33 protein-coding genes and 1 tRNA gene are annotated in these 22,788 nt (G+C 61.8%); 26 read left to right on the top strand and 8 right to left on the bottom strand.

Annotation, left to right across the window (positions count from 1 at the left end):
• Window positions 1-12: 12 nt before the first annotated feature.
• From ACM1PE_RS08850 to ACM1PE_RS08840, 3 genes are all read left to right on the top strand, one after another.
• Window positions 13-696: a helix-turn-helix transcriptional regulator gene (locus ACM1PE_RS08850; protein WP_346546909.1), complete on the top strand. Its 684-nt coding sequence runs from the start codon at window positions 13-15 to the stop codon at window positions 694-696.
• Between the two features lie 147 nt (window positions 697-843).
• Window positions 844-1,314 (top strand): DUF6932 family protein, encoded by a 471-nt coding sequence (locus tag ACM1PE_RS08845; RefSeq protein ID WP_419343020.1) that lies wholly within the window; start codon window positions 844-846, stop codon window positions 1,312-1,314.
• A complete protein-coding gene (locus tag ACM1PE_RS08840) occupies window positions 1,308-2,306 on the top strand; it encodes a hypothetical protein (RefSeq protein WP_419343019.1) in 999 nt (332 codons plus the stop codon). The genes ACM1PE_RS08845 and ACM1PE_RS08840 overlap by 7 nt, the downstream gene beginning before the upstream one ends.
• Before the next feature lie 1,539 nt (window positions 2,307-3,845).
• Here ACM1PE_RS08840 and ACM1PE_RS08835 read toward each other — a convergent pair.
• Window positions 3,846-4,346 (bottom strand): hypothetical protein, encoded by a 501-nt coding sequence (locus ACM1PE_RS08835; protein ID WP_419343018.1) that lies wholly within the window; start codon window positions 4,344-4,346, stop codon window positions 3,846-3,848.
• Between the two features lie 118 nt (window positions 4,347-4,464).
• Between ACM1PE_RS08835 and ACM1PE_RS08830 the strand changes: the two genes are divergently transcribed.
• From ACM1PE_RS08830 to ACM1PE_RS08815, 4 genes are all read left to right on the top strand, one after another.
• Window positions 4,465-4,749, top strand: a complete 285-nt coding sequence (locus ACM1PE_RS08830) for a hypothetical protein (RefSeq protein ID WP_419343016.1) — start codon at window positions 4,465-4,467, stop codon at window positions 4,747-4,749.
• Window positions 4,750-4,976: 227 nt separating this feature from the next.
• Window positions 4,977-5,198, top strand: a complete 222-nt coding sequence (locus ACM1PE_RS08825; protein WP_419343015.1) for a hypothetical protein — start codon at window positions 4,977-4,979, stop codon at window positions 5,196-5,198.
• Window positions 5,199-5,211: 13 nt separating this feature from the next.
• On the top strand, window positions 5,212-5,430 hold the full coding sequence (locus ACM1PE_RS08820) for a hypothetical protein (protein WP_419343014.1): 219 nt from the start codon (window positions 5,212-5,214) through the stop codon (window positions 5,428-5,430).
• 10 nt (window positions 5,431-5,440) lie between these two features.
• Window positions 5,441-5,662, top strand: coding sequence for a hypothetical protein (locus tag ACM1PE_RS08815; protein WP_419343013.1), 222 nt, complete (start codon window positions 5,441-5,443; stop codon window positions 5,660-5,662).
• Between the two features lie 191 nt (window positions 5,663-5,853).
• Here the strand turns inward: ACM1PE_RS08815 and ACM1PE_RS08810 are convergent, their stop codons facing one another.
• Both ACM1PE_RS08810 and ACM1PE_RS08805 read right to left on the bottom strand, forming a co-directional pair.
• Entirely contained in the window at window positions 5,854-6,240 is a 387-nt protein-coding gene (locus tag ACM1PE_RS08810; RefSeq protein ID WP_419343012.1) for a YkvA family protein, read from the bottom strand.
• Window positions 6,241-6,520: 280 nt separating this feature from the next.
• On the bottom strand, window positions 6,521-7,288 hold the full coding sequence (locus tag ACM1PE_RS08805) for a methyltransferase domain-containing protein (protein ID WP_419343011.1): 768 nt from the start codon (window positions 7,286-7,288) through the stop codon (window positions 6,521-6,523).
• Window positions 7,289-7,346: 58 nt separating this feature from the next.
• Here ACM1PE_RS08805 and ACM1PE_RS08800 point away from each other — a divergent pair, with 58 nt between their 5' ends.
• Window positions 7,347-7,646, top strand: a complete 300-nt coding sequence (locus ACM1PE_RS08800) for a hypothetical protein (protein ID WP_419343010.1) — start codon at window positions 7,347-7,349, stop codon at window positions 7,644-7,646.
• On the opposite strand, the gene ACM1PE_RS08795 is transcribed toward ACM1PE_RS08800, so the two are convergent.
• Window positions 7,643-7,852, bottom strand: coding sequence for a cold-shock protein (locus ACM1PE_RS08795; protein WP_054451283.1), 210 nt, complete (start codon window positions 7,850-7,852; stop codon window positions 7,643-7,645). The two genes, ACM1PE_RS08800 and ACM1PE_RS08795, sit on opposite strands and share 4 nt — an antisense overlap.
• A 233-nt stretch (window positions 7,853-8,085) precedes the next feature.
• Here ACM1PE_RS08795 and ACM1PE_RS08790 point away from each other — a divergent pair, with 233 nt between their 5' ends.
• Genes ACM1PE_RS08790 through ACM1PE_RS08780 form a run of 3 tightly spaced genes read left to right on the top strand, consistent with a single transcriptional unit; the run spans window position 8,086 to window position 9,294 of the window.
• Window positions 8,086-8,214: a hypothetical protein gene (locus tag ACM1PE_RS08790; protein ID WP_419343008.1), complete on the top strand. Its 129-nt coding sequence runs from the start codon at window positions 8,086-8,088 to the stop codon at window positions 8,212-8,214.
• Window positions 8,211-8,378, top strand: coding sequence for a hypothetical protein (locus ACM1PE_RS08785; protein WP_419343007.1), 168 nt, complete (start codon window positions 8,211-8,213; stop codon window positions 8,376-8,378). The genes ACM1PE_RS08790 and ACM1PE_RS08785 overlap by 4 nt, the downstream gene beginning before the upstream one ends.
• 16 nt (window positions 8,379-8,394) lie before the next feature.
• Window positions 8,395-9,294, top strand: a complete 900-nt coding sequence (locus tag ACM1PE_RS08780) for a recombination-associated protein RdgC (RefSeq protein WP_419343006.1) — start codon at window positions 8,395-8,397, stop codon at window positions 9,292-9,294.
• On the opposite strand, the gene ACM1PE_RS08775 is transcribed toward ACM1PE_RS08780, so the two are convergent.
• Window positions 9,291-9,569, bottom strand: coding sequence for a hypothetical protein (locus tag ACM1PE_RS08775; protein WP_419343005.1), 279 nt, complete (start codon window positions 9,567-9,569; stop codon window positions 9,291-9,293). The genes ACM1PE_RS08780 and ACM1PE_RS08775 overlap by 4 nt on opposite strands.
• A 55-nt stretch (window positions 9,570-9,624) precedes the next feature.
• On the opposite strand from ACM1PE_RS08775, the gene ACM1PE_RS08770 reads away from it, so the two are divergent.
• The 12 genes from ACM1PE_RS08770 to ACM1PE_RS08715 all read left to right on the top strand — a co-directional run bounded on the left by ACM1PE_RS08770 (window position 9,625) and on the right by ACM1PE_RS08715 (window position 15,217).
• Complete coding sequence (locus ACM1PE_RS08770; RefSeq protein ID WP_419343004.1) at window positions 9,625-10,581, top strand: ParB/RepB/Spo0J family partition protein; 957 nt, start codon at window positions 9,625-9,627, stop codon at window positions 10,579-10,581.
• The gene (locus tag ACM1PE_RS08765) at window positions 10,578-11,258 is read left to right on the top strand and encodes a hypothetical protein (protein WP_419343003.1); all 681 of its coding nucleotides are present in this window, start codon (window positions 10,578-10,580) and stop codon (window positions 11,256-11,258) included. Before ACM1PE_RS08770 ends, ACM1PE_RS08765 begins: the two co-directional genes overlap by 4 nt.
• Window positions 11,255-11,761, top strand: coding sequence for a hypothetical protein (locus tag ACM1PE_RS08760; protein WP_306636347.1), 507 nt, complete (start codon window positions 11,255-11,257; stop codon window positions 11,759-11,761). The genes ACM1PE_RS08765 and ACM1PE_RS08760 overlap by 4 nt, the downstream gene beginning before the upstream one ends.
• Window positions 11,758-11,961, top strand: coding sequence for a hypothetical protein (locus tag ACM1PE_RS08755; RefSeq protein ID WP_306636345.1), 204 nt, complete (start codon window positions 11,758-11,760; stop codon window positions 11,959-11,961). The genes ACM1PE_RS08760 and ACM1PE_RS08755 overlap by 4 nt, the downstream gene beginning before the upstream one ends.
• Window positions 11,962-11,963: 2 nt before the next feature.
• On the top strand, window positions 11,964-12,251 hold the full coding sequence (locus ACM1PE_RS08750; protein ID WP_419343002.1) for a hypothetical protein: 288 nt from the start codon (window positions 11,964-11,966) through the stop codon (window positions 12,249-12,251).
• 15 nt (window positions 12,252-12,266) lie between these two features.
• Window positions 12,267-12,578: a hypothetical protein gene (locus ACM1PE_RS08745; protein ID WP_306636342.1), complete on the top strand. Its 312-nt coding sequence runs from the start codon at window positions 12,267-12,269 to the stop codon at window positions 12,576-12,578.
• Window positions 12,575-13,204 (top strand): hypothetical protein, encoded by a 630-nt coding sequence (locus ACM1PE_RS08740; protein WP_419343001.1) that lies wholly within the window; start codon window positions 12,575-12,577, stop codon window positions 13,202-13,204. The genes ACM1PE_RS08745 and ACM1PE_RS08740 overlap by 4 nt, the downstream gene beginning before the upstream one ends.
• Window positions 13,197-13,592 carry a hypothetical protein gene (locus ACM1PE_RS08735; RefSeq protein WP_419343000.1) on the top strand — a complete coding sequence of 132 codons (396 nt, stop codon included), beginning with the start codon at window positions 13,197-13,199 and terminating at the stop codon, window positions 13,590-13,592. The genes ACM1PE_RS08740 and ACM1PE_RS08735 overlap by 8 nt, the downstream gene beginning before the upstream one ends.
• Window positions 13,593-13,651: 59 nt before the next feature.
• A complete protein-coding gene (locus ACM1PE_RS08730) occupies window positions 13,652-13,942 on the top strand; it encodes an ASCH domain-containing protein (RefSeq protein ID WP_419342998.1) in 291 nt (96 codons plus the stop codon).
• Entirely contained in the window at window positions 13,942-14,160 is a 219-nt protein-coding gene (locus tag ACM1PE_RS08725) for a helix-turn-helix domain-containing protein (protein ID WP_419342996.1), read from the top strand. The genes ACM1PE_RS08730 and ACM1PE_RS08725 overlap by 1 nt, the downstream gene beginning before the upstream one ends.
• A 132-nt stretch (window positions 14,161-14,292) precedes the next feature.
• Window positions 14,293-15,075 (top strand): exodeoxyribonuclease III, encoded by a 783-nt coding sequence (xth, locus tag ACM1PE_RS08720; RefSeq protein WP_059374222.1) that lies wholly within the window; start codon window positions 14,293-14,295, stop codon window positions 15,073-15,075.
• Between the two features lie 66 nt (window positions 15,076-15,141).
• A tRNA-Ala gene (locus ACM1PE_RS08715) sits at window positions 15,142-15,217 on the top strand.
• Between the two features lie 134 nt (window positions 15,218-15,351).
• On the opposite strand, the gene ACM1PE_RS08710 is transcribed toward ACM1PE_RS08715, so the two are convergent.
• Together ACM1PE_RS08710 and ACM1PE_RS08705 are read right to left on the bottom strand one after the other, a co-directional pair.
• The gene (locus ACM1PE_RS08710) at window positions 15,352-16,065 is read right to left on the bottom strand and encodes an autoinducer binding domain-containing protein (RefSeq protein ID WP_059374221.1); all 714 of its coding nucleotides are present in this window, start codon (window positions 16,063-16,065) and stop codon (window positions 15,352-15,354) included.
• 160 nt (window positions 16,066-16,225) lie between these two features.
• Complete coding sequence (locus tag ACM1PE_RS08705) at window positions 16,226-17,182, bottom strand: LysR substrate-binding domain-containing protein (RefSeq protein ID WP_419342994.1); 957 nt, start codon at window positions 17,180-17,182, stop codon at window positions 16,226-16,228.
• 122 nt (window positions 17,183-17,304) lie between these two features.
• On the opposite strand from ACM1PE_RS08705, the gene ACM1PE_RS08700 reads away from it, so the two are divergent.
• Genes ACM1PE_RS08700 through ACM1PE_RS08690 form a run of 3 tightly spaced genes read left to right on the top strand, consistent with a single transcriptional unit; the run spans window position 17,305 to window position 21,188 of the window.
• The gene (locus tag ACM1PE_RS08700) at window positions 17,305-18,438 is read left to right on the top strand and encodes an ABC transporter substrate-binding protein (RefSeq protein WP_059374219.1); all 1,134 of its coding nucleotides are present in this window, start codon (window positions 17,305-17,307) and stop codon (window positions 18,436-18,438) included.
• A 27-nt stretch (window positions 18,439-18,465) separates the two neighbouring features.
• Window positions 18,466-19,680 carry a thiolase family protein gene (locus ACM1PE_RS08695; protein ID WP_280014871.1) on the top strand — a complete coding sequence of 405 codons (1,215 nt, stop codon included), beginning with the start codon at window positions 18,466-18,468 and terminating at the stop codon, window positions 19,678-19,680.
• A complete protein-coding gene (locus tag ACM1PE_RS08690) occupies window positions 19,677-21,188 on the top strand; it encodes an AMP-binding protein (RefSeq protein WP_059374217.1) in 1,512 nt (503 codons plus the stop codon). Before ACM1PE_RS08695 ends, ACM1PE_RS08690 begins: the two co-directional genes overlap by 4 nt.
• 47 nt (window positions 21,189-21,235) lie before the next feature.
• Here ACM1PE_RS08690 and ACM1PE_RS08685 read toward each other — a convergent pair whose 3' ends face one another.
• Complete coding sequence (locus ACM1PE_RS08685) at window positions 21,236-22,687, bottom strand: sodium:solute symporter family protein (protein WP_059374216.1); 1,452 nt, start codon at window positions 22,685-22,687, stop codon at window positions 21,236-21,238.
• Window positions 22,688-22,788 lie beyond the last annotated feature (101 nt).

Raw genomic sequence — 22,788 nt, 5'->3', positions numbered from 1 at the left:
GAAAAACTAGCAATGCAAGAAATTCCTGCAATGACACAAGCCTTTCTTGTGGGTAATCTCGCGCGCATGCCCACGATCCACAAACGAATCAAAGACCTGAGAGAGAAGCTCGGGCTGTCCATGGAACAGCTCGCCGAGCGCGTGCCCGTTTCCTGGCAAACAGTTCAACAGTGGGAGAACGGCAAGACCGCGCCCAAGCGCGCCCGGCTGGAAGCCGTCGCCAAGGCCTTGAACACGACTCCTGAGTATTTGGCTGTGGGTCCCGTCACGGATCCAGACACCGACGAGTTCGTTGCGGTCCGTCGCCTAGACGTGCGCCTCTCTGCCGGTCATGGTGAGATCGTCTTATCCGAAGATGAGAAGAGCCGCCTCTCGTTCCGCGCGGACTTTCTGCGCACCGCTGGAGCTACGCCGGAGCAAACCGTGTCTGTGTCGGTAACGGGATCCAGCATGGAGCCGCTGATCCCCGACGGGGCGACGGTCCTTGTGAACCGTGCGGCGACTTCAATCGTCAATGGGAAGGTCTATGCCTTTCGCCAGCGTGACGAGGTCAGAGTCAAGCGTTTGCACAAAGGCAACGGCGGCTTTATCGCCAGGTCGGAGAACCTCGTTGGGAACCCTGACCTACACCTGGACTTCGAAGACCCTGAAATCGAGATCATCGGCAGGGTCTTTTGGGTCGGGTTCAGGCTGTGATCCTCTATTCCTGGGCTGGCGCCAGGCTGCGGGATGATGAGGCGGGGCAGTGGGTGCGGTCGTAGCTAGTTAATACTGCTGTGATGAGATGGTTTTAGCGAAAGGCCACTGGAAACTTGGCCATGTTCAAACAGATGAGAGTCGGACTTGATTCCTCCATTAGATGATCGTGGCCTGCTCCCTGCGGGCGTCCATGAATGCGCACTTGATGAGGCGGAAAGATGGGCGCAGGAAGACCTTCATAGGCAGGGAATCTGGGCAGGGTTACGTAGCGTGCTGCCTACTATCCGCTCGCCCTTCACGCAACGAGGGTTGCCTCCACCACCGCTAACCCTCGCAGGGAGCTATTTCTCTGACAAGCCGGCCCCTGGGGACATTGAAGCAGTGCTCGCTCTGCCGCCTGATTTTCCAGTAGCAGTAATTGGCGAGTGTTACGTGTGCTTCCAAGCAAACCGTCACATATGGCATGCGCAACAGCACGTAGACTACTATGTGATGGTTGCGGGAGCGGGCAATGATTTTCGGGATTTTTTCCAGTACGTCGGTATCAAGACCGGCGCTGCGAAGGGCTTGCCAGCTAAGGAGCGGCGCGGCATTGTACAGGTGACGACATGGTGAACGATACGCGCAATCTGGTGCATGGTGAGGCTCTCACGTGGGTGAGCCAAGCGAACGCCATGTGGGATGCCATCAAGGACTCGGGCCTGGTCACCAAAGAAGATTTTTGGGCCAACAATCCCTACCTGACCAAAGTAACTCGGTTATATGAAGAAGACTTTCAGCTTGCCAAGCTGACAGATGAATCTGATCTCCTGTTCCATGCAGAGGGTCCTGGTGCCGGCCATGAAAGCCCGCGGCTGGACACTGTCAATTGGCTCGGTGTCCGAATGGAGCGCCGCCTTCGTGAGTTGGCCCAATCGCTGACTCCGTTGGTGGAAGCTGACGCGCGTGTCGCCGCCCGCAAGCTTGATCTTCGCCTCACCGGCATTGCTCCTGGCAGCCTTTACATGGGGATCGCTCTGGCGGAGATTGCGGCGTCGCTGCCAGGCATGGAGGCTTCCGATTTATCGCTCGTGCAGTCTATTCGGTCTGCGCTGCAGAGCATCCAAGTCATACCCCAATTTGTGACGGACGTTGATGTGAGCTCTGAGATCATGGACGCATTTCCAGATCCCGCGCTGAGGGACGCGTTGATAGTGGCCGCATTCGAGATAGCTCCGACAGGGCGCAAGGGAATCCACACGCTTGAGATCTCCGCGCCCCGCACGAGCATTCGAACAGGAACGCTCGGCCAGCGAGAACGAGTAGTCCTTCGCGAGGCAACTTCTCGGCCCTTTATGAAAGAGCGTAGGCGTGGCTCGTTTGTGGGCCAAGTGCGCGAAATAGACCTAGACTCCAGTAGATTTCAGCTGAGAGGCGTGGAGGGGGTGGGCACACTACGCTGCGTCAGCAAGTTCGATGAGAACCTGAGCAAGCGAGTCCTGGGCCGGACGATTAGCGTCTCGGGCTGGTACGACGTCGACAGGGATGGGCGTCCGCGATTGATGGAGGTCTCTGAGTACAACATTCATCCCGCACAAACTCAACGCCGCCTGCCAAGGGACGTTTGATAAACAAGGCCACCTCCGGGTGGCTTTTTTGTTGCCCGCTGCGCACTACCTGCAATTGATCATGACTTTCCATGTACCTGGGCAATGAAGCCCAGATGCAGGAGCCAGCATGATGAAGTTCATCATCTGGGTGGTGGTAGTGCTGGTACTGGCCCTCTGGGGCCAGCCAGCCTACTAGGCCACCCCCGCCTCGAGCGGGCGTGGGCCACGCAAGACTAGAGGGGCCTCGGCGCGGCTATCTGCAATCCTTCATATTGATCGCACAAGGACTCATAACGCTTCTCAACGTCCGCGATGGTTGCTCTCGATGCGTAGATGCTTCTGACTGCCTGCTCCCACTGTTGGATCACATCGGAGCTCGGTACAAAAGCAGCAATCGCTCGCCCAACATTGGTCCATGCTTGCGCCACCGGCACCCCATTGTCTCTCCATAGGGGAACTGACGACATGTACCCACGTACTACTCGGCATTGACCAACTGCAAGATTCTTAGGACTTACGCTCACTTCCTTCGACGATCGAGACTCGACAGGTTCTGATCGCTCCCTTCCCTTTTCCAGGGCGGGCAGCCGAGCATTACTGGCGAACGCACGATACCTTGGGGTCACATTCCCGTACCACTCTTCTACGCATGCTACGTCGGCGCAGTTGTCGGCGCGCCACTTCAGATCGGACGCGGCCAGCTTCATGAATTTATCGCGGTCCTCGGCGCTATCCCGAGCTGCTCTGTATGCCTGGGCGTATTTGGTGTCTAGGTTCAGCAGGGACTGATTGCCACACACCATCTGATCTATCTTCGTCGCCGGCTTCTGGCAATCGACGCTGTTCGCCTGCGCTGCGGCCCAAGGCGCTCCCGCTAAGAGCGTGCCCAGCACCCACCGTAATGTGACTTCGACCACATCGCTCCCCACGTAACAAAAGATTCCATGATGCTAGCCGATATCTAACGGCGACCTGCGAATACCTCCAATTGATCATGACTACACATGTACTAGGTGAAAAGATGCCTAGGTACTGGAGCACTCCATGATCCGCATCATGATCTGGCTCTTAGTGGTGCTAATGGCCCTCTGGGCCACACCGGCCTACTAAGTCTTCCCCTCAACCCCGCCCGCCTCGAGCGGGCTTTTTTTTGCGTCCCGGCGCAGCCGTTACAACGTTATTTGCTAGTTTTTCTTGCATGCTAGTTTTTCTTGTGGCACATTACACCCATGCGCTGCAAACACAGCGAAGCAAGACCTCCACGGAGCCGCACCCTCGGGACACCTCGGCGGCAGACGTTAGCCCACACACATAAAGAGTCGGCATGGAGAAGAGGCAGCAGCACCAGAAGTACCGCTCTTTAACAACCGAGGCCGCCCGCCCCCACCGGGGAAGGGCGAAACAGGACAACCAGACGCCAGCGCGCCCCCGGACCCTGTGTGCTTGGGCTTCCAAACCCAGGCAACGCCCAGCCGGGCGTGGCGACGATAACCCCGGCCGTTTTCCGAACCCGCTGAAAGGCAGGAAACCGCCAGGTCACTGCCCGTTGAACAGGATTTACGGGAACGACTTACCGTTCACGCGCAAACTCGTGATCGTGCCAGTAAAACCGTCGTAGAAACAGGTCGCGTATGCGGCGAGATTCGCGCCGTAGCCATTTGGCATGGTCAGCCCCTGCCCAGCAAGCCACTCCAGCCTGTAACGGCCGTCTTGAATATGGATTTTTGGCTGCGGTATCGCGATTCGCCCGCCATCCAAAGATCCGCTCCGAAGTGCCGATTCACAGGCTTTCCTAGCCCTTTTCTCAACGGGATCTGGGCCAGACATAGCCCATGTGAGAAAAAGCCACCAACTCGCGAACAACACCGCGACCACTGCCGCGACCCAAAGCAAAGTTTGTGCAATCAGGTCTACACGCAATGACCGATGCCGCTGTCGCCCTAACGCGCCTTCCAATTGCGGACTGCTTCGGGCGAACACCTTCTCACCGCAGGACGGGCAAATTGCAACTTTGTCATGAACGATAGCGCGACAATTTTCGCAAGAAAGGATACCCATCCCTGTCCCCCCGGATCGAAGTCCCCTTCGATGTTAACCGGAGCGCCAAAAGTGCGGGTTCTAGCCTCCGCCGCGTGCGGCGCTTACCGAAGCCAATTATTGAAAAGGAGGGTCAATTTTGAACATTTCACAGGAGGAGCAAACCATGCCGCTTGACGGGAAGAACCAAGGCGCAACATACGCCGAAGCAAGTCACTACACCTATGCACTTAGAGTTTTAGACGGTCTCGCAGATCGCCCCAAGCACGTTGGCGCAGCGATAGCTCTTTCGTTAATTCAGACGCTTGAGACTGACCCTCTCCACTGTCCTGCTGCTGCGTCGTTCCTGAAATCTCTCGAGCAGATTCGTCAACGAGTTCTTGATGAATTACGTGATTCCGACGCAGCACAGATTCATTCATAGAGCGAGCGATGCTCCTGCGCGAGTCTTCGGACAGCGATCCGAATATCGCGATCAGAAGGTCTCTGTCCAATTCCGCGTCAATTGCCGCTTTCAACTCATTTTCCGTTTTCATTGTTGAGATTGAGGAGATTCGTAGAGGGGCAATTACCGTAGCACGTCTAGGTCTGGGCAGGTAAATGAACCCCCAGTTAATTGCCCGTATGACGGGCAGCACCGAGAAGCCAACTATGAACCGCAGACCCAACCCGCAGAAAGAGGTCGATGCCTGGAACGCTCGCGTTCAGATCGGCCAAATGGTCCAGTACGCCGAAGTGAAAGGACTGACCGAACCCCAGACGTTCAAGACCAAGACCGAAGCCGAAGTATTGAGCGGCCACACCGCCGTCGTGTGGCTTGAAGGCAAACGCGGCTGCGTGGCGGTCGACCACTGCACGCCGGTCTCTGCCTGACCTGAAGCCGCTGATGATGTCCACCATCGAAACCTACGACCACTTAGGCGGCGACTACCTGGATGAGACCCCCGGCGGAATATTCGGCGGCCGCCTCCACCGCGACCGCCGGTACTGGCTTGCATGGGCAAGCGTAGACCTCAGTACTCAGGGCGATTGTCTGCCCGGCGTAATGGACGACTACGGCACCCTGACGCCCGTTCCGAGCCCTCGCCGGCAACCCCAGCACTGAGGAAATGACCATGAGCCTGAAGCAACAGTACGAAAACTACATAGCTCGCCTGCGCGCTCGCGGCGATGAAATCACGAATTATGAATGCCCGGACTGCGGCGGCGTGATCGACACCAAGGCAGCGCCGGAAGGCGAATCGTGGGACACGCTGTCCACCTGCCCCCATTGCGAAGCCCTGCACATGAAATCCACGAACGGGAGCAGCGCCCACGGCGAAGCACTCCCCGCCTGACAGCCCCGGCTCATGCCTCGCGTGCGGAGTATTGGCAGGCGCTGTTGCCTGATCCTCCCCCTACCCAGGAATACCTATGATCAAGTTCATTGAAGCCCTGCTGGACATTCTCGCGCCCATTCTCAGCGTGCTGGACCGCAACGGAAAGCTGTAATTCGATATCACAGAGGCAATCTGAATCCGCACTCTCACTAGGAGGCCAACCAGTACCAAATGGCCATCCCGACAGCGACCCACAAAGCCACGATTGCCACCGCACCGATCCTGCTACTAGGTTTGGCTCCCCTCTCGCGCATCCATTCATCCGCCTTGATACGACATTCCACAAGCACGTCGGCCGGCAGCAACTTGATCGCGAGCCAGATCAACCCCGGTAGCAGGATCACGTCGTCCAAGTACCCAATCACCGGAATGAAATCCGGGATCAGGTCAATTGGACTCAACGCGTAAGCCACAACAAACACCCCTAGCGCTTTGGCGTGCCAGGGCGTCCTGGGATGCTTGCTCGCAAACCACAAGGTGAGGCCATCGCGTTTTACGCGCTTAGCCCAAGTTCTCAAGGTCGTGCTCAAGCTCATGCTCTGGCCTGCAAGGAGTTCGCAGTCGAAGATCTGGGATTTTAGGCGAAGGGCTATTACGCCTATCTGAAGTCGACCACGGCAGCATCAACTTGTGCGACGCGGCTTCGGAGAGCGGGCCAGCGCCGCAACGTCACCGGTGCAAAAGTGACTTTCCAACGTAAAACGATGAACGGGCCTTCGGCCTGCTCTCCGAAGCCCACAACCACACACACCGTGCAGAACCACAGAGGATCAACCGCCAACCAGAAGCGGACTACGATTGCATTGCTCGGTTAGGTCAAATACACCTACTCGGGCGGCTCGCCTCAAAGCTGATGATCCGGGCGCCGTTGCGGGGATAGCGTCCATGCTGGTAGTCACCCGACACGACCACATCTACAAATCCAGTTTCCCGCAATGCGAGAGCCAACTCCTCGACACCCCACCAGCGCAAATGGAATAGGTCAAGCTCTGTCGACAGCAACGCCCCATCCCGCCAGTGTTCGTAGCGCAGATGATCAAGGGTTGTTTGTTTGATGTAATCAATCTCGGCCCGATGACTGGTCAGCGTCAGCAAATCGCTGCCATCTACCGCCCAACTGCGCACGGAGCTCGCCCCTCCAATGAGGCTCTCGATGGGGTCAATATCTACGATCAGCCTGCCACCGGGCAGCAGATGATCCCAAAACCGCTTGAGCACGACCATTGCAGAAGCGGTCTCTGTAATCAACTGCAGCGACCCCGCCGGCATGACAATGCATGCGAAGCGTCGATCGTAGCTAAATTGTTCGAATGTTTGACAGGTCAGTGCGGGAGCCAGACCTCTACTTAGGCACTCCTGCCTACAGTAGTCGAGCATGTCTTGCGACGCGTCGAAACCTTCCATCGCTAGCCCCATCTCAAGCATCGGTATGAAGACCCGGCCATTGCCGACCGCAGGTTCCAAGATCGGGCCATCACATCCAGTCAGGCGCTGCCGATAAAATTCCAGATCGCCGAATGAGTGGCCAATGGGCTTATCTAGGTGGTAGATCCAGGAAGCGAGTTTTCCGTACCTATTTGGCATTTCTTCTCCATGTCAAGATAAGTAGGCTACCTTACGTGACTTGGACAGGAATACAAACTTGGCGGCAGAAGACAACGTCTTACATGGAAGCGAGAACGGTGGGTCAAGCTTCGTTGAACCACTATCGAATTTCCAAACGGATGCCGATGAGAATGCAAAAAAAGCGACCTCCACCAAGAAGTGCTGGAGCAGAAAGCCCCTTCAACCTTTCAGCAAGCCGCTTCGATTCAAAAGCGGGCAACGGGGCATCGGCCCAATGCAACCTGTTGCCCACAAAACCAAAGGGCTGGATCCACTGTTTCAATGGATCCAGCCCCTGTACCGCAAGCAACTTGCCTTAGGGCAAGCTGCCGATTAAATCGCTTTGATCATCGTTGCCGTGGGGCCTTTTTGCCCTTGACCGGCCACGAAGGAGACACGCTGGTTCTCTTCCAGAGATTTGTGGCCATCACCCTGAATTTCAGAGAAATGGGCGAAGAGGTCTTTGCCACCCAGCTCCGGCATGATAAAGCCGAAGCCCTTGTCGTTGTTAAACCACTTCACGATACCAGTTTCAATCTTCAATGTAAGTCCTAGATTTGCAGGGAAAATGTTCCCGCGGCCACTATCAATGATTAGCCGCAACAAAGATATAGCTGTTACGAATTAACACACTCCCTGAATCCCATTCTTCGTGGCTTCAGAGAGCGGGCGGCGCTGCGACGTCACCGGCGCTGAAAGTGACTTTCAGGAATTCACCGGGCTACCGGCCCGCTCCCCGAAGCCCACCCACCACCGCGCACACCGCGCAAATCTCCATGCCCTCAACTATCCCCGCCATCTGGTGGGGCTTGGCGCTGCTCGCCCTCGTGGCGGTGGCCCTGGTCCCCATTGGCAACTACTTCACCCGCCGCTATGTCGCGGCCGATCCTTGGAGCCCCTCATGATCCGCCGAATTCTGCGCGTCCATGGCGAACTGCTCATGAACATCACCTTCTGCGTCATTGCCATCGCCGCCGCCCTGCTTGGCTATGGCGAGCGCCAACAAGCCGACGAATCCTCCATCACAGCCCAGGACGGCGGCAAGACCGCTTACGCCGCCAAGGGATAAACCGGAGTCCTCTCTCATGTGGTTCAAGAACCTGAAGATCTACCGCCTGTCCGCCGCCTGGTCGCTGTTCGGCGATCACCTGGAGGCCGCACTGGCGCGCCAGGCGTACCAGCCCGGCACGAACTTGGAAATGCAGTGCATCGGCTGGGTCGAGCCCCGCGAGAACGGCGGACTCGCCCACGTTGTCAACGGCCAGATCCTGCTGACCCTGCGCGCCGAAAAGAAGCAGCTCCATGGCACGGTCATCAACCAGGTGGCGAAGTCCCGCGCCCAGGAAATCGAAGAGCAGCAAGGCTACAAGCCGGGCCGCCAGCAGATGAAGGAAATCAAGGAGCGCGTGACGGACGAACTCCTGCCCCGCGCCTTCAGCATCTACCGCGATACCCGCGTGTGGATTGACCCGCGCTATCGCTGGCTGGTGATCGACGCGGCAACCTCCAACAAGGCCGATGAGGTGATCGGCATCCTGGCTAAGTGCATCGACCCGTTCCCGCTAGAAAACCTCTATGTAGCCCAGTCGCCCGCGTCCGCCATGACCAACTGGCTGGCCGACGACGAGGCCCCGGCCAACTTCAGCATCGATCAGGACACTGAACTGCGGTCATCTGGCCTGAGCGGCGCAGCCATTCGCTACGTCAAGCACTCCATCGATGCCGACGACGCCCGCCGACACATCCAGTCCGGCAAGCAATGCACCCGTCTCGCCATGACGTGGGCTGACCGCATTTCCTTCGTCCTCACCGAAGGGCTGGATATCAAGCGCGTGTCTCCCCTCGATGTACTGAAGGAAGGCAATGAAGGCATGGCCGCCAACGATGACGAGAAATTCGATTCGGACATGCTGCTGATGACGGGTGAGCTGGCCAAGATGATGGCCGAGCTGGTCGAAGCCCTGGGAGGCGAGAAACGCCTCTAATCGACCGCCAGCGAACGCACCCAATCTGCGGCCTTGTAGTCCGATGACCAAAGGCGCTCGATATGCACCAGGCAAAAGTCACGCACGGCCTCTCGCACGCTCACATCCGCGGGAATACTGGCCGCAGCGGCCAGCGCCAGCGCCAGTTGTCTGTCCAGCGCGTTAAACGACAACTGGCCGGCGATATCCCGAGTCTCAATCTCGCGTGAAAGAGCTACCTGATTACTCAGGATCGCCGTTTGCACACACCACAAGAATTGCTCTGCCTTTGTCATCTTTCATCCCCTCCCGCCGCTGAAGTTTTGCATCTTAACTCCCCGGAGTGTCAGCATGACCCATCCCCCCGCATCGTTCAAGACGATGATTCTGGACAAGACGATCAAGCGCGCCGACGCGATGAAGATCCAGTACGACCGGATTCACGTTGCCCCCGACTTCAACCCGCGCGATTTGGACGACTTCTACGAAACCGACATTCAGGAACTGCTTGCCCACATCCTGGCCGGCGGTACGCTGCCGCCGCTGGAGGTCATCGCGATGGCTGACGGGTCGGGCGTTGAGCTTGTCGACGGGCATCGGCGCTTCGATGCCATGGGACGCGCCATCGCCCAGGGATTCCCCATCGATTGGGTTTCCATCGTGGCCTTCCAGGGCAACAAGATTGATCGCCTGGCACGCGTATACACCAGCAACAAGAATTCTCCCCTGCGTCCCCTGGAAGCGGCGCGTGGCTTCAAGCGTTTCCGCGGCGCCGGCCTGGACAGCGCCGAGATTGCCGCCCTCGTCCATTGCAGCCGTACCCATGTCGAAAACTACCTTGTCCTGGCCGACGCCGAACGCGAAGTGCAAGAACTGGTCCGCAGCTGCAAGGTGTCCGCCGAGGTCGCTATCGACGCCGTGCGCAGGCTGGGCGCCAAGGCTGGCGACTTCCTCAGCGGCAAGGTTGACCAGGTCAAGGCCGCCGGCAAGTCCAAGGTGACCGCCAGCACCATCCACGGCCGCGCCCTCCCCCGCAAAGTCGTCTCCCCGCTCATCAGCGGCGTGGACTCCTTCATCAAGGGACTGGACGCCAACCAGCGCGCAATCCTCATCGACATCCAGGAAGGCCGCGTAGCCGCCGACACCATCACGGTAAAGGCCGAAGACCTGATCAACCTGTTTCGGGCACACGGCGCCGTCGAAACCGTCCGCGCCAAACGCGCCGAGAAAGCCGCCACGGAGGCACAGCAAGCCGCCCCCGATACACAGGCACCTATCGACCTTGAACAAGAGGAAGCCACCGCATGAGCGCTCTTACCGAAAACGAATTCCTGCGCGACGTGGCCGATCACGTCATGGAGGTCAAGCGGGATGACGGCGTGTACCGCCACATCCGCTTCCGCAAGCCCGGCACGATGTGCATGCACTTCGATCTGATCACCTGGCCGGGATACCTCTGCTACACGGGCGACATGGGTACCTATGTGTTTACGCGCTTGGCCGACATGTTCGAGTTCTTCCGCACAGATCGCGAGTACGCACAACGGCGCGGGCGCCGACTGGCGGTCAATCTGTCGTACTGGTCCGAGAAGCTTGAGGCCGTCAACGGCAGTCGGCGCGGTGGGGCTGCCGAAGAGTTCGACCTGGCAAAGTTCCGCAAGGTCATAGAAGAGTATCGGCTGAACTGGATCCGCGGCGATGCGCGCAGGCTGTTGACCAAGGACGAACGGCGCGAACTCTGGGAGGCAGTGGATTGCGACGTGCTGAACCGGATCAATGACGGCGAACACTACGCCTGCACCGCCGCAAACGACTTCAATTGGACCCCGTCCCGCTATACCCCCGGCCCTGGCCGTACCTGGTTCTTTGACGATCTCTGGGACCACAACTTCAACGACTACACGCGCCGGTTCCGCTGGTGCTGCTTCGCCCTTGCCTGGGGCATTGAAACCTACGACCGCAGCAAGGAGGAAGTCACAGCATGAGCGCCCCCGAGATATCCATCCCCGTTGAAGTCGTGGACGCCGCCATCAATGGCTGGTTCAGCACCCTCCCGGATAGCAGGGATCAGCAGGAGCATTTCCGCATTCGCATGCGCGCTGCCCTTGCGGCGGCGGGCTTCTCCGCTGCTGGCGATGCGCATGAGCTCACGCGTAAGACCGACCTGATTGCCGAGCTCAGCAAGATCATCCACAACATTACGGTCGCGCAGCAGGCGGCCTGGATCGAATGGCAGCACGGCGCAGGCGCCGAGGCAGGTATGCGGTGGATCGAGAACGGCTTAGCCGGGCCGGGTCACATTCCCGAGGAGGATGAACCCTACGGCACCGAGGCGCAGGCGTACTTCGACGCCAACCAGGCCGATCCCTTGCCGGCGTGCCAATGCGGACTCCCGTCCAACATCCTCCATATGGGCAACGGGTACTGCTCGCAGGAGCACTATGCCGCCGCCATTGCCGCCCAGCAGGGCAAAGGGGGTGGGGCATGAGCCTGATCCTGTTAACGGATATCGACGGGAATGCCCTCGCGATCAATCCGAATTTCATAGTCTCCGTGACCGCCGTGCTGAACAGCTATCACGGATCGAGAGCAGTAATCCACACCCAAAACGGAAAGAGCCATACCGTCCGCCAATCGCCCGAAGAGATCTTCGACGCTATCCCGCACTGCATCCAGGGAGAGAGGTAACCATGCGCAGCCTGGTCATGATCATGACAGCCCTCGCCCTTGTGGGCTGCTCCAAAGACCCTGTGTCCGTATCCGGCACCGACAACAGGGAAATTCAGGTCGACGAGCTATTCACGCACCGCGGCGTCACTATCTACCGATTCAGCGACGGCAACCGACGTGTCTACTTCTCCAGCATTGCCGGCGATGTCACAGCGAAGCACACCGAAAACTGCGGGAAGGACTGCTTCCGAACGGTGACCGTGGAATCGAAGGGCGCCGGCCAGTTCAACCAGGCCGGAGGGAGGTGAGGAATGGACCCCGCCATGTTCCCAGTACCTGGCACGTTCCTGCGGCCCGTGGCCCGGCTCCACCCCTTCCTCTACTGCTACGAGGTGGTCCAGATCCTGCCCGACGACACCCAGGGCCCCGATCACTGGACCATGCGCCGCTGGGGCTTGAACTCACACCACCAGCCGTACCTTGACGACGGCCCGCGCGGCAACAGCGCGCTGCACTACCTCACCAACCTTGAACGCATCGCGCCAGGCGTCTGGAAAGACACCGTGGCGGCCTACTACGAACCGCTCTACTACCGGCAAATCGAGGTAGGCGGGCAAAAGGATCTTTTCTCATGACCGACCAAACCACCGCCGCCCAGGCGCATGAAATCCGGTTTAGTGATGACCAATTGATGGCGATCGCCACCGCCGCATGGGAAGTGCATTCCAATGAGGCGTACTCACCCGACGGGCTGCTGATGGCATGCGTTGCTGTGCAGGCCGCCCTGCTGTCCAAGCTGCGCGCCCCTGTAGCCAATGAGCGGCCAGTGAAGCCGCACGCCGGCCATCAGGACCTGGCCGAAGCCTGGCAGAAGGGCTTTGACGACGAGCCGCCGGTGCTGCGCGCTGGCCGCATCTATTTCGATGCATACAGAGAGGGCCAGGCCGCGCACGCCGCCCTGGCAAGCGCCTCTGTAGCCGGGGAGGCGGTTGCAGAGGTGCAGATTGACCCGCATAGCCCGCCCGACGACGAGCGCGCCATCATCGTGCCGCTGGTGGACTTCGAGGCGGTGGACGCTGGAACAAAGCTCTATGCCGCGGCCCAGGCCAGCGAGGCGGTGCGCGATGCCTTGAGATCAGCAGCGCAACAAATCACCGACCTCTACGAGGGCGACGAGTGGCCCGAACTGGCGCAAGTTCTGCATGTACTGGATGCACTGTCCTCGCAACCGGGCGCGCAGAAGGGAGGCAACGATGCCTGACCGCATGCAGGGCAAATTGTTCTCGGCGGCCAACCTGGCGTCCACAGTCAAAATCCCGCGGGCACCGATACTGGTCCCTCATTACGACTGGCCGTTCCCAGGAATGTCACCCTCAGACTCGGCCAGGGCGGGCATTTCCATGAGCAGCGATTTCATCGAGACCATCATCGCCACCATCAAGGCTTACCCAGACCGAGCTGGCACAGATGCCCAGGTGCTGGCACTGATTCCAGAGGACTGGAAAGCGCTGCTCGGGCCCTGGGCGCACGGCAGCATCGAGGATAGGCAGGGCCGCCCCCACGGCATCAAGGTTACGCAGGTGATGCACGAAGGGCCCGGCGGCGGCTTCCATCGCGAGTACCGAATCGAGGAGACTGGCAATGCCTGACGACATAAAGCTGCCGCCGCTGCCGCCCATCGCCCCCGACAACTAGGACGGAGGCGCAAATGGCTGACCTGCATCTGGCCCTCAAGGGCGAATACTTCGACGCCATCAAGGCCGGCATGAAGACGGAGGAATACCGGCTTCTCTCACTCCATTGGGCCAACAGGCTGGAGGACAGGAGCTATGACCGGATCGTGCTGACCCGCGGCTACCCGCGCCGCGACGATGCCGACCGCCGCCTAGTGCTCCCCTGGCAGGGCTACACCATCAAGACCATCACGCACCCGCACTTCGGCCCGGACCCGGTCACGGTCTACGCCATCGGCGTGCGCACCGACAACAAGGAGCAGTAATGGCACACGCAGCCACACACCAAACACCGGTCGCGGCGCCGAAGCTGCTATATCGACTGAGGGAGGCGGAGGAAGTGCTGGGCCTGTCGCGCACCATGATCTACAGGCTGATCAAGCGCGGCGACCTGGAGAAAGTGCAGATCGGCGACGCCACCCGTATTACCGTCGAGAGCGTCCAGGCGCTGATCGAACGGAGCAAGCAGAAGAAGGCAGCATGAGCGGGTATCATCTGGCCTTGTCCCCGGCGCCTGCCAACCACGCCCCGGATGAGTAGCCAGATGAGTAGCTAGAACGGGTTTTTGGAAGGCAGCACCCTCAAGAACCGCATAAACAAACGGTCTACGAAAATCATGAAATTAGCCACCTGGAACGTGAACTCCCTGAATGTGCGCCTGCCGCAGGTGCTGGACTGGCTGGCAGCCAATCCCGTCGACGTGCTGTGCATCCAGGAACTCAAGCTCACGGATGACAAGTTCCCCGAAGCCGCCTTCACCGAGGCCGGCTACCGCGCCGTCTGGGCCGGCCAGAAAACCTATAACGGCGTCGCCATCATTTCGCGCGTGCCCGGCACGTCCATGGTGCGCAACATTCCCGGCTATGAGGATCCGCAGCAGCGCGTCCTGGCGCTGACCTTTCCCAGCGCCGAAGGCGACGTACGCGTCGTCTGCGCCTACTGCCCCAACGGCCAGGCGGTGGGTTCGGACAAGTACGCCTACAAGCTGGACTGGTTCGAAGCCATGCGCGCCTGGCTGGCCGACGAGATCAAGCAGTATCCGCGGCTGGCGGTGCTGGGCGACTACAACGTCGCGCCAGCCGACGAAGACGTGCATAACCCCGAGAAATGGGAAGGCCAGGTGCTGGTGTCCGAGCCGGAGCGCAAGGCCTTCGGCGCCCTGATCGACCTGGGACTGGCGGATTCCTTCCGCCTTTTCGAGCAGCCGGAGAAATCCTTCAGCTGGTGGGACTACCGCCAGTTCGCGTTCCGCCGCAATGCCGGCCTGCGCATTGATCACGTCCTTCTGTCCGCGCCGCTGGTCAAACGCTGCACCGCCTGCGTCATCGACAAGGAGCCGCGCCGCAACGAGCAACCGTCCGATCACGCCCCCGTGGTGGCAACCTTGGAATTCGCCTGATTTTTTGCACGGCGGCATATTGCGCAGGCCAAGAACATTCCTGTATAGTCTTGGTCTTGCTTCATTGGGGCGGTAGCTCAGCTGGGAGAGCGTCGCGTTCGCAATGCGAAGGTCGGGAGTTCGATCCTCCTCCGCTCCACCAAAATTCCCGCCAAGACAGGGCACTACATTTAGCGATGTGGTGCCCTGTTTTGCTTTATGCGCCGGATTCCGGCGCCTGCGGAATCTCGATCCCGCAACATGCGGAGATCGGCGGGCCGCCAATGCGCCGCCCACCTATCGCAAGAGTCCGAGCAGCGCGGCGCGCGCCACGGCTGCAGTCCGATTTCGGGCGCCGAGCTTGGAAATGGCGTTCTTCGTGTGAAATCTGACCGTCGACTCGGCAATCGCCAGTATTTCGGACACGTCGCTGCTGGTCTTTCCGTCCGCCGCCCATTTTAGAATTTCGGTCTCGCGACGCGTCAATGGAGTATCCGGCGCCAATTTGAATCGCGGCAGCGTGACCCTGCTCAATGCCAGGTGCGCAGCGGTCACCAGCCATCGCATGCGCAATTCCTTGCTAATCAGTTCCTCGTCGGAGAGTTGCTCCTTCTGTCTGGCCAGCGTCAGCATCCCCCCGGTTCCGTAAGCGTCCAGGTTCGACTGAGACCACCCCACACAAAGGCCTGCCGCCTGCGCCTCGTCCCAAAGCTCAGGCGTTCCCGCAAACACCCTGTCCGACCAGACGATGGGTATCGCGGACTGGCCGCAGTGCTTTACGGTGGGGTCGATCTCCACGTAACGCGCCTGCGCGTAACGCTCCTGCCAGGAGATTGGATAATTGCTGATCATGACGACCTGGGGATTGGTAAACGGCAAGGCCGCCCCCACCACATACCCGCAATAAGAAAACCCCAGATTCAATGCAGCGGTGGCCACCTCCGTGAAAACGGCTTGCTCAGTGGTCGCGCTATTAGTCGCCAATAAAAGGTCTTGTGCCCACGGCTTCATTCCGAATTCCACCCTCGTGCATTTGCATCGCCATCATTTGAAAATCGCACGGCTGAAAATCAATAACGCCGCAGTCACAATATAGTTAAACTCCTGAAATATTTCAAAATTTAAACAAATATAATTACTTGTTCATTTTTTATTTATTGACAGGCGATATTCAAACGTTTTCGTCGACGCGCACTGTCGTCGCGGCGTCTCGCAACGCATCCAGGAACAACGACGCCGCAGCCGCAGTGCGCACGTCCCGCCGCGTCATGATGCCCACGGGGTGCAGCCGCGCCTGCAAGGCCAGCGGCAGGATGGCCAGTTGCCCATTGGCCGCCAGAGCACGAGCCACACGCAGCGGAATGGCCGACAGCAGCGAGGTCCGCTGCAATAGCGAGACGATGGTCAGAATGGCGCTGGATTCGATGGCAACCTGCGGGAAGCCCGCGCCGCGCGCCGAGACGGCGGCGGCGACCATGCTGTAGAGCGCCGCGTTGCGCGACGGCAGCACCCAGCGGCATTTGTCCAGCGCCGCGCCGCTCAACCGGCTGCGCGAGGCCAGCGGATGGGCCGGGCCGCAGACCACGGCGGTGGCCTCGTCGTAAAGGATCTCGCATTGCAGGTCGGCGTCCGCCCCATCCACCCCGAGCCGTCCCACCACGCAGTCCAGCTCGCCTGCGCGCAAGGCGGGCAACAACTGCTTTTCCAGGCCTTCGGACAGCTCGATGCGCAGGGCCGGATGCGTCTCCTGCAGGCGTTGCGCCGCAAGGGGCACGAGCAGATGCGCCACCACCGGGAAAATGCCCGCCCTCACCTTGCCGCTTGCGCCGTTGGCAGCGGCGGCGAGTTCGGCGTGCGTCGCGTCGAGTTCGTTCAGCAGCAGGCGGGCGCGGTCGATCATCAGCAAACCCAGCGCGGTCGGCGCGACGCCGTGATGCGAACGCTCGAACAAGGGCTGACCGGCCAGCGCTTCGGCCTCGCCCAGCAGCTTGCTCAGCGCGGGCTGGCTGAGGTGCATCGCTTCGGCTGCCCGGTGCAGATTGCCGACCCGTCCCAGCTCGTCCAGCAAGACCAGGTGGCGGATGCGCAGGCGCGACCGCAGCTGCCGCAAAGGGGGGATGTCCGGCATGGAATACGCCCGGCAAGTTGGTTATCGATTGATAAGGAATCGCAATTATCCAGTTATCGCCAACACGCCCATACTAGGGTCATCCCGCTAACCGGGTGATATCCAAAAAAAGGGGAATAGCCATGTTTCATCGTCTTGCCGCGCTGGCGCTGGCCTGCGCCCTGGCGCCCGCCGCCGCGTCCGCCGACATCCGCATCGGCGTGATCGCCAGCAGCACCGGCCCCGGAGCCTCCATGGGGTCGCTATACCGCAGCACCGTGCCGCTCCTGCCCAAGACGCTGGGCGGCCAACCGGTGGAGTACATCGCGCTGGACGATGCGACCGATCCGTCGTCCGCGGTCAGGACGGCGCGCAAGCTGATCACCGAGAACAAGGTGGACGCCATCATCGGCCCGAGCAATGTGCCGACCTCGATGGCGGTCACGGAAGTCGCCCGCGAAGCGCGCACGCCGCAGCTCTCGTTGGCGCCCATCATGGTCAGCCCCGACCGCGCCGAATGGATCTTCGTGGTGGCCCATGGCATAGACCTGATGGTGGACTCGCTGACCGCCGACATGGCCAAGCGCGGCGTGAAGAGCGTGGCCTACATCGGTTTCTCGGACGCCTGGGGCGACGCCGTCTACCGCGCGTTGCAGGAATCGGCCGCCAAGCGCGGCATCACGGTGCTCAGCAACGAACGCTACGCGCGCACCGACAACTCGGTCACGGCGCAGGTGCTGAAGATTGTCGCTCTCAACCCCGGCGCGGTGTTGGTCGGCGGCTCGGGCACGCCGGGCGCCCTGCCCCATCTGTCGCTGCGCGAACGCGGCTATCAGGGCGTCCAGTACAACACGCATGGCGTGATCAACAAGGATTTCCTGAAGCTGGGCGGCAAGGGCGTGGATGGCGTCATTGTGCCCAGCGGCCCGGTGCAGGTGGTGGAACAGCTGCCCGCGGACAGCCCGATCAAGCCGGTCGCCACGCGCTACGCCCAGCAGTATGAATCGACCTACGGCGCCGATTCGCGCAACGCCTTCGCGCCTTACACCTACGACGCCTACCTGTTGCTGGACGCGGCCGTGGCCAAGATTCCCGCGGGCACCCAGCCCGGCACCCCCGCCTTCCGCCAGGCGCTGCGCGACGCCCTGGAAAGCCTGCAGGGCACCGTCGGCACCCAGGGCATCTACATGATGTCGCCCACCAACCACAACGGTCTGGACGAGCGCGGCGTCGTGCTGATGCAGGCCCGTTCGGGCGCCTGGCAGTTCCTGCCGTAAGCCGCCCTTCTTGCAACAGGAGTCCGCATGACCGGCGTACACATTCCCTATGGCGTGTATTGGAGCACCCCATTCTCGCGCTGGCAGGGCAGCCTGTCGCGCCTGCACAGCCTGCGTTTCGCGGCCTGGACCGCGAGCCGTGAACTGGAGCGCCGCGGCATCTCGCCCGCGGCGCTGCAAAGCGCGGTGCTGGGCTGCTCGGTGCCGCAGCAGGGCTCGTTCTACGGCCTGCCCTGGGTGGCCGGCATGCTTGGCGCGCCCCATCTGGCGGGGCCGGTGGTCTCGCAGGCTTGCGCCACCTCGGTGCGGGGCCTGGCCGCGGCCTCGGCCGAACTCATGCTCGGCAACGCCGAAACCTCGCTGGTCCTCATGGCCGACCGCGTGTCCAACGGCCCGCAGCTCTACCATCCCGATCCCGCCGGCCCCGGCGGCTCCGGCGCGCATGAAAACTGGGTGTTGGACAATTTTTCGCACGATCCCTGGAGCGGCCTGTCCATGCTGCAGACCGGCGAGCGCGTGGCCGAGCGCCATGGCATCTCCACGGACGAACAGAATGCCGTCACGCTGCGCCGCTACGAGCAGTACGCGCAGGCCTGCGCCGGCGGCCGCCGGTTCCAACAGCGTTACATGACGCTGCCCTTCGAGGTGCCCGACCCGCGCTACGCCAAAATCGCATCGGTGCTGGAAGGTGACGAAGGCATCCATGCCACCACAGAAGCGGGTCTGGCGCGCCTGGCGCCCGTGCTGCCCGGCGGCACCATCACCTATGGCGGGCAGACGCATCCGGCCGACGGCAACGCGGGCATGGTTCTGGCAACCGCCGCGCGTGCGCGTGAGTTGTCGCGCCGCCCCGAGATCGGCATCGAGATTCTGGGCTTCGGCCAGTCGCGCACCGAAAAGGGCTACATGCCGCAGGCGCCGATCGAAGCCGCCGGCCACGCGCTGCAACGCGCCAACCTGGCCGTGTCCGACCTGCATGCGGTGAAGACGCACAACCCCTTCGTGGTCTCGGACATTGCGCTGGCGCGCGCCACGGGGTTCGACGTCATGGCCATGAACAACTATGGCTGCTCGCTGGTGTGGGGCCATCCCCAAAGTCCGACCGGCCTTCGGTCCGTCATCGAGCTCATCGAAGAACTGGCCGAGCGTGGCGGCGGCCTGGGCCTGTTCACGGGCTGCGCGGCCGGCGACAGCGCGATGGCCGTGGTCTTGCGCGTGGACGCTGGCGGAGCGGCACGATGAGCCAATCCAGCCTTGAAGGCGTCCTGCGCATTCCCGCCCTGCTGGCCCGCGCGGCGCGCGACTGGCCCGAACGCACGGCCCTGGTTTGCGGCACACGTCGCGTCGATTACCGGCGCTACGCCGCCGAAGTCTGGGCGACGGCCCGCCATCTGCGCGTCCACGCGCCTTGCGGCGCGCGCATCGCAACGCTGCTGGGCAATTCGGACCTGGCCTGCGTGGTGACGCTGGCGCTGCAGTGCTCCGGCAACCAGCATGTGCCGCTCAATCCGCTGTATACCGCGCGCGAACTGGAGTTCATCCTGCGCGACGCGCAGCCCGCTCTGCTGATTGCGGACGCGGCATCGGCGGCCGTCGCGGCGTCGCTGGCCGCGGCGCTGGGCATCCCGTTGGTCGCCGAAGACGAGGCCCGTGAGTGGCTGAAGCCGGAGCCAGGCCTGGACGATGCGCCGCTGGACGATGCCGACGCCCAGGCGCCGGCCTTGCTCCAATACACCGGCGGCACGACCGGACACCCGAAGGGCGTGATCCTCGGACGCGACGCCATCGCCACCAATGTGCTGCAGCGGGAATTGGCCCTGCCCACCCGCTACGGCGCCGACAGCGTGCTTTGCGCCATGCCGCTGTTCCATTCCTACGGCATGGCCATGGGCCTGTTCCTGGCCGCCAGCGCCGCGGCCACGCTGGTGGTGCTGCCGCGTTACCGGCCCGACGACGTCTGCGACACCGTAGAGCGCGAGCGCATTACGTTGTTTCCCGGCAGCCCCACCATCTACACCGGCTTGCTGTCGCACCCGCGCTTCGCGGCCACCGACTGGTCCAGCGTGCGCGTCTGCTATTCCGGATCCGCCCCGCTGGCCGAAGAAGTGCACCGGCGCTGGGAAGCTGCGGTAGGCGCGCCGATCTACGAGGGCTATGGCCAGACTGAAGCGGGCCCCATCCTCACCTACAACGGCCCGGCCGGCGCCCGCCATGGTTCGGTCGGCACGCCCGTGGCCGGCACCGAGGTACAGGTGGTCGACCTGGAATCAGGCACGGTCGTGCTGCCGCCCGGCCAGCGCGGCGAAATCCGCGCGCGTGGGCCGCAGATCATGCAAGGCTATCTGGCCAGGCCGGACGCCACCGCTGAAACCCTGCGCGACGGCTGGCTCTATACGGGCGATATCGGCGAGTTCGCGGAGGACGGTTTCCTGTACATCCGCGACCGTAAAAAGGATCTGGTGATTTCCGGCGGCTACAACGTCTACCCGCGCGAGATCGACGAGGTGCTGTACCTGCATCCGGACGTGGCCGAAGCCGCCGCGGTGGGTTGGCCGGACAGCTATCGCGGCGAGGTCATCCGCGCCTTCGTCGTCCTGCGGCCGGGCGCGGCAATCGACGAAGCCGGGCTGATCGCGCACTGCCAGTCGAACCTGGCGCGCTACAAGGTGCCGGCGGTCGTCTGCATACTCGACGCCCTGCCCTACACGGGCGCCAACAAGGTGGACAAGAAGGCGCTGCGCGCGCCATAAGAGCTGCGCGGCGCCCCGGCAGGGGCGTCACGCAGCCGGCCCGCTGCTCACGCCGGGTCCCGATCCAGCCTGCGCACCGCCGCGCTCAGGGTCGAGAAATCGAACTCCTTGCGGCCGCGCAGCAGGCATCGCATCAGCACCGTCGTCACCACCGGCACCACCGCCGCCAGCAGGAAGGACTCCAGCAGGAACGAGGGCTTGTCGCCCGGCGCCGGGAAGTAGAACAGGCCTGCCGCCAAGCCGGAGAGGGTCGCGACAGTGGCGGTGAGGCCGTCGTGCTTGCGGCTGAACAATCCATAGAACACCGGAAAGGCAGCGGCGGAGCACAGCAGGTCGGCCAGCAGGAACAGGTACAGCACGCTGTAGCCCTGCGAGGCCACGATCATGACCGGAATGGCCATCAACAGCACCAGCCAGCGCGCCAGGCGCTTCATGGTCATGGAACTGGCGTTGGGCATCAGGCGGCGCATGTCGACCGCGATGATGCTGGAGACGGCGCTGATCGCCGTGTCGGCGGTGCTCATGACCAGCGACAGCCCCAAGGGAATCAACGCGATCACGAACCACGCGGGCGCATGCGGCATGATGACGCTGAAGAGCGCGATGGAGCTGTCGCCCTGGGGCGCCAGGCCGACGAAGGCCAGGCCGAACAGTCCCATGAGGAAGATGAAGGGCGCGACCAGCAGGCCGCCCAGCAGGAAGCCGTTGCGCATAGAGCGGGCATCGCGGGCGGCATAGATGCGCTGCCAGTTGCCCTGGTGGAAAATCCCCGTCAGCAGGATGGCGACGAAAAAGGTCAGCCCCGCCTTGATGCCCACCGGATCGGTCAGGTCCAGCAGCTGCGGCGCCTTGGCCTGCAGCGCTTCGATGGTGGGCATGGCGCCGCCCGCGGCCTGCCAGCCGACCACGCACAGAATCACCAGCAGGGGCACGATCACCATCATCTGCACCTGGTCGGTGAAGATCGACGAGCGCAGGCCGCCGTAGGTGGTGTAGAGCAAGGTGGTGCCCATCACGATGGCGGCGGTGGCCCACAGCGGCACGGGCGCCAGCATGGTGACCAGCTTGGCGATCGCCGTGACTTCGGCCGACAGGGCAATGAAGAGATAAAACAGCATGATGAACAGCGCCAGGCCGTACATGGGCCGGCCGTAGCGGGCCATCAGGAACTCCGTCAGGGTGTGTCCGTGGGGAATCAGTTCGCGCATGCGCCGTCCCAGCGGAATCATGACCAGGCGCGGCGACATCGATCCCAGCGCGTAGCCGATCACCGCCGCCAGGCCGCCCCAGGTGGCAGCCTGCGCGGGCGAGAACAGGATCCACGCGCCCAGGGTCGAAGCCATCAGCGTCAGGATGGTGCCGAAGGCGCCCTGGCTGTTGCGGGCGACGATGTAGTCCTCCAGCGTGCCGCGCTTGCGGCGCGTGTACAGCACGCTGGCCACGGCAAAGCCGCCCGAAAACAGCAGCAGCCACATCAGGGCGGTGGATTGGGTCAACATGGGTTTCGGTCCTCCCGCTGCCGGCGGGTGGCCGGACGCGCAACGCGGCGGCCCCGCTGGCACGCAGGCCGCAAGATGAATGAAAGTCTAGGGAGGGCGCG

The organism is Achromobacter sp. PD1 (assembly GCF_048541815.1).
Classification (GTDB): domain Bacteria; phylum Pseudomonadota; class Gammaproteobacteria; order Burkholderiales; family Burkholderiaceae_B; genus Achromobacter; species Achromobacter bronchisepticus_A.
Note: the sequence above shows the minus strand (reverse complement) of the source record. Positions and strands in the feature narration are given on the sequence as shown.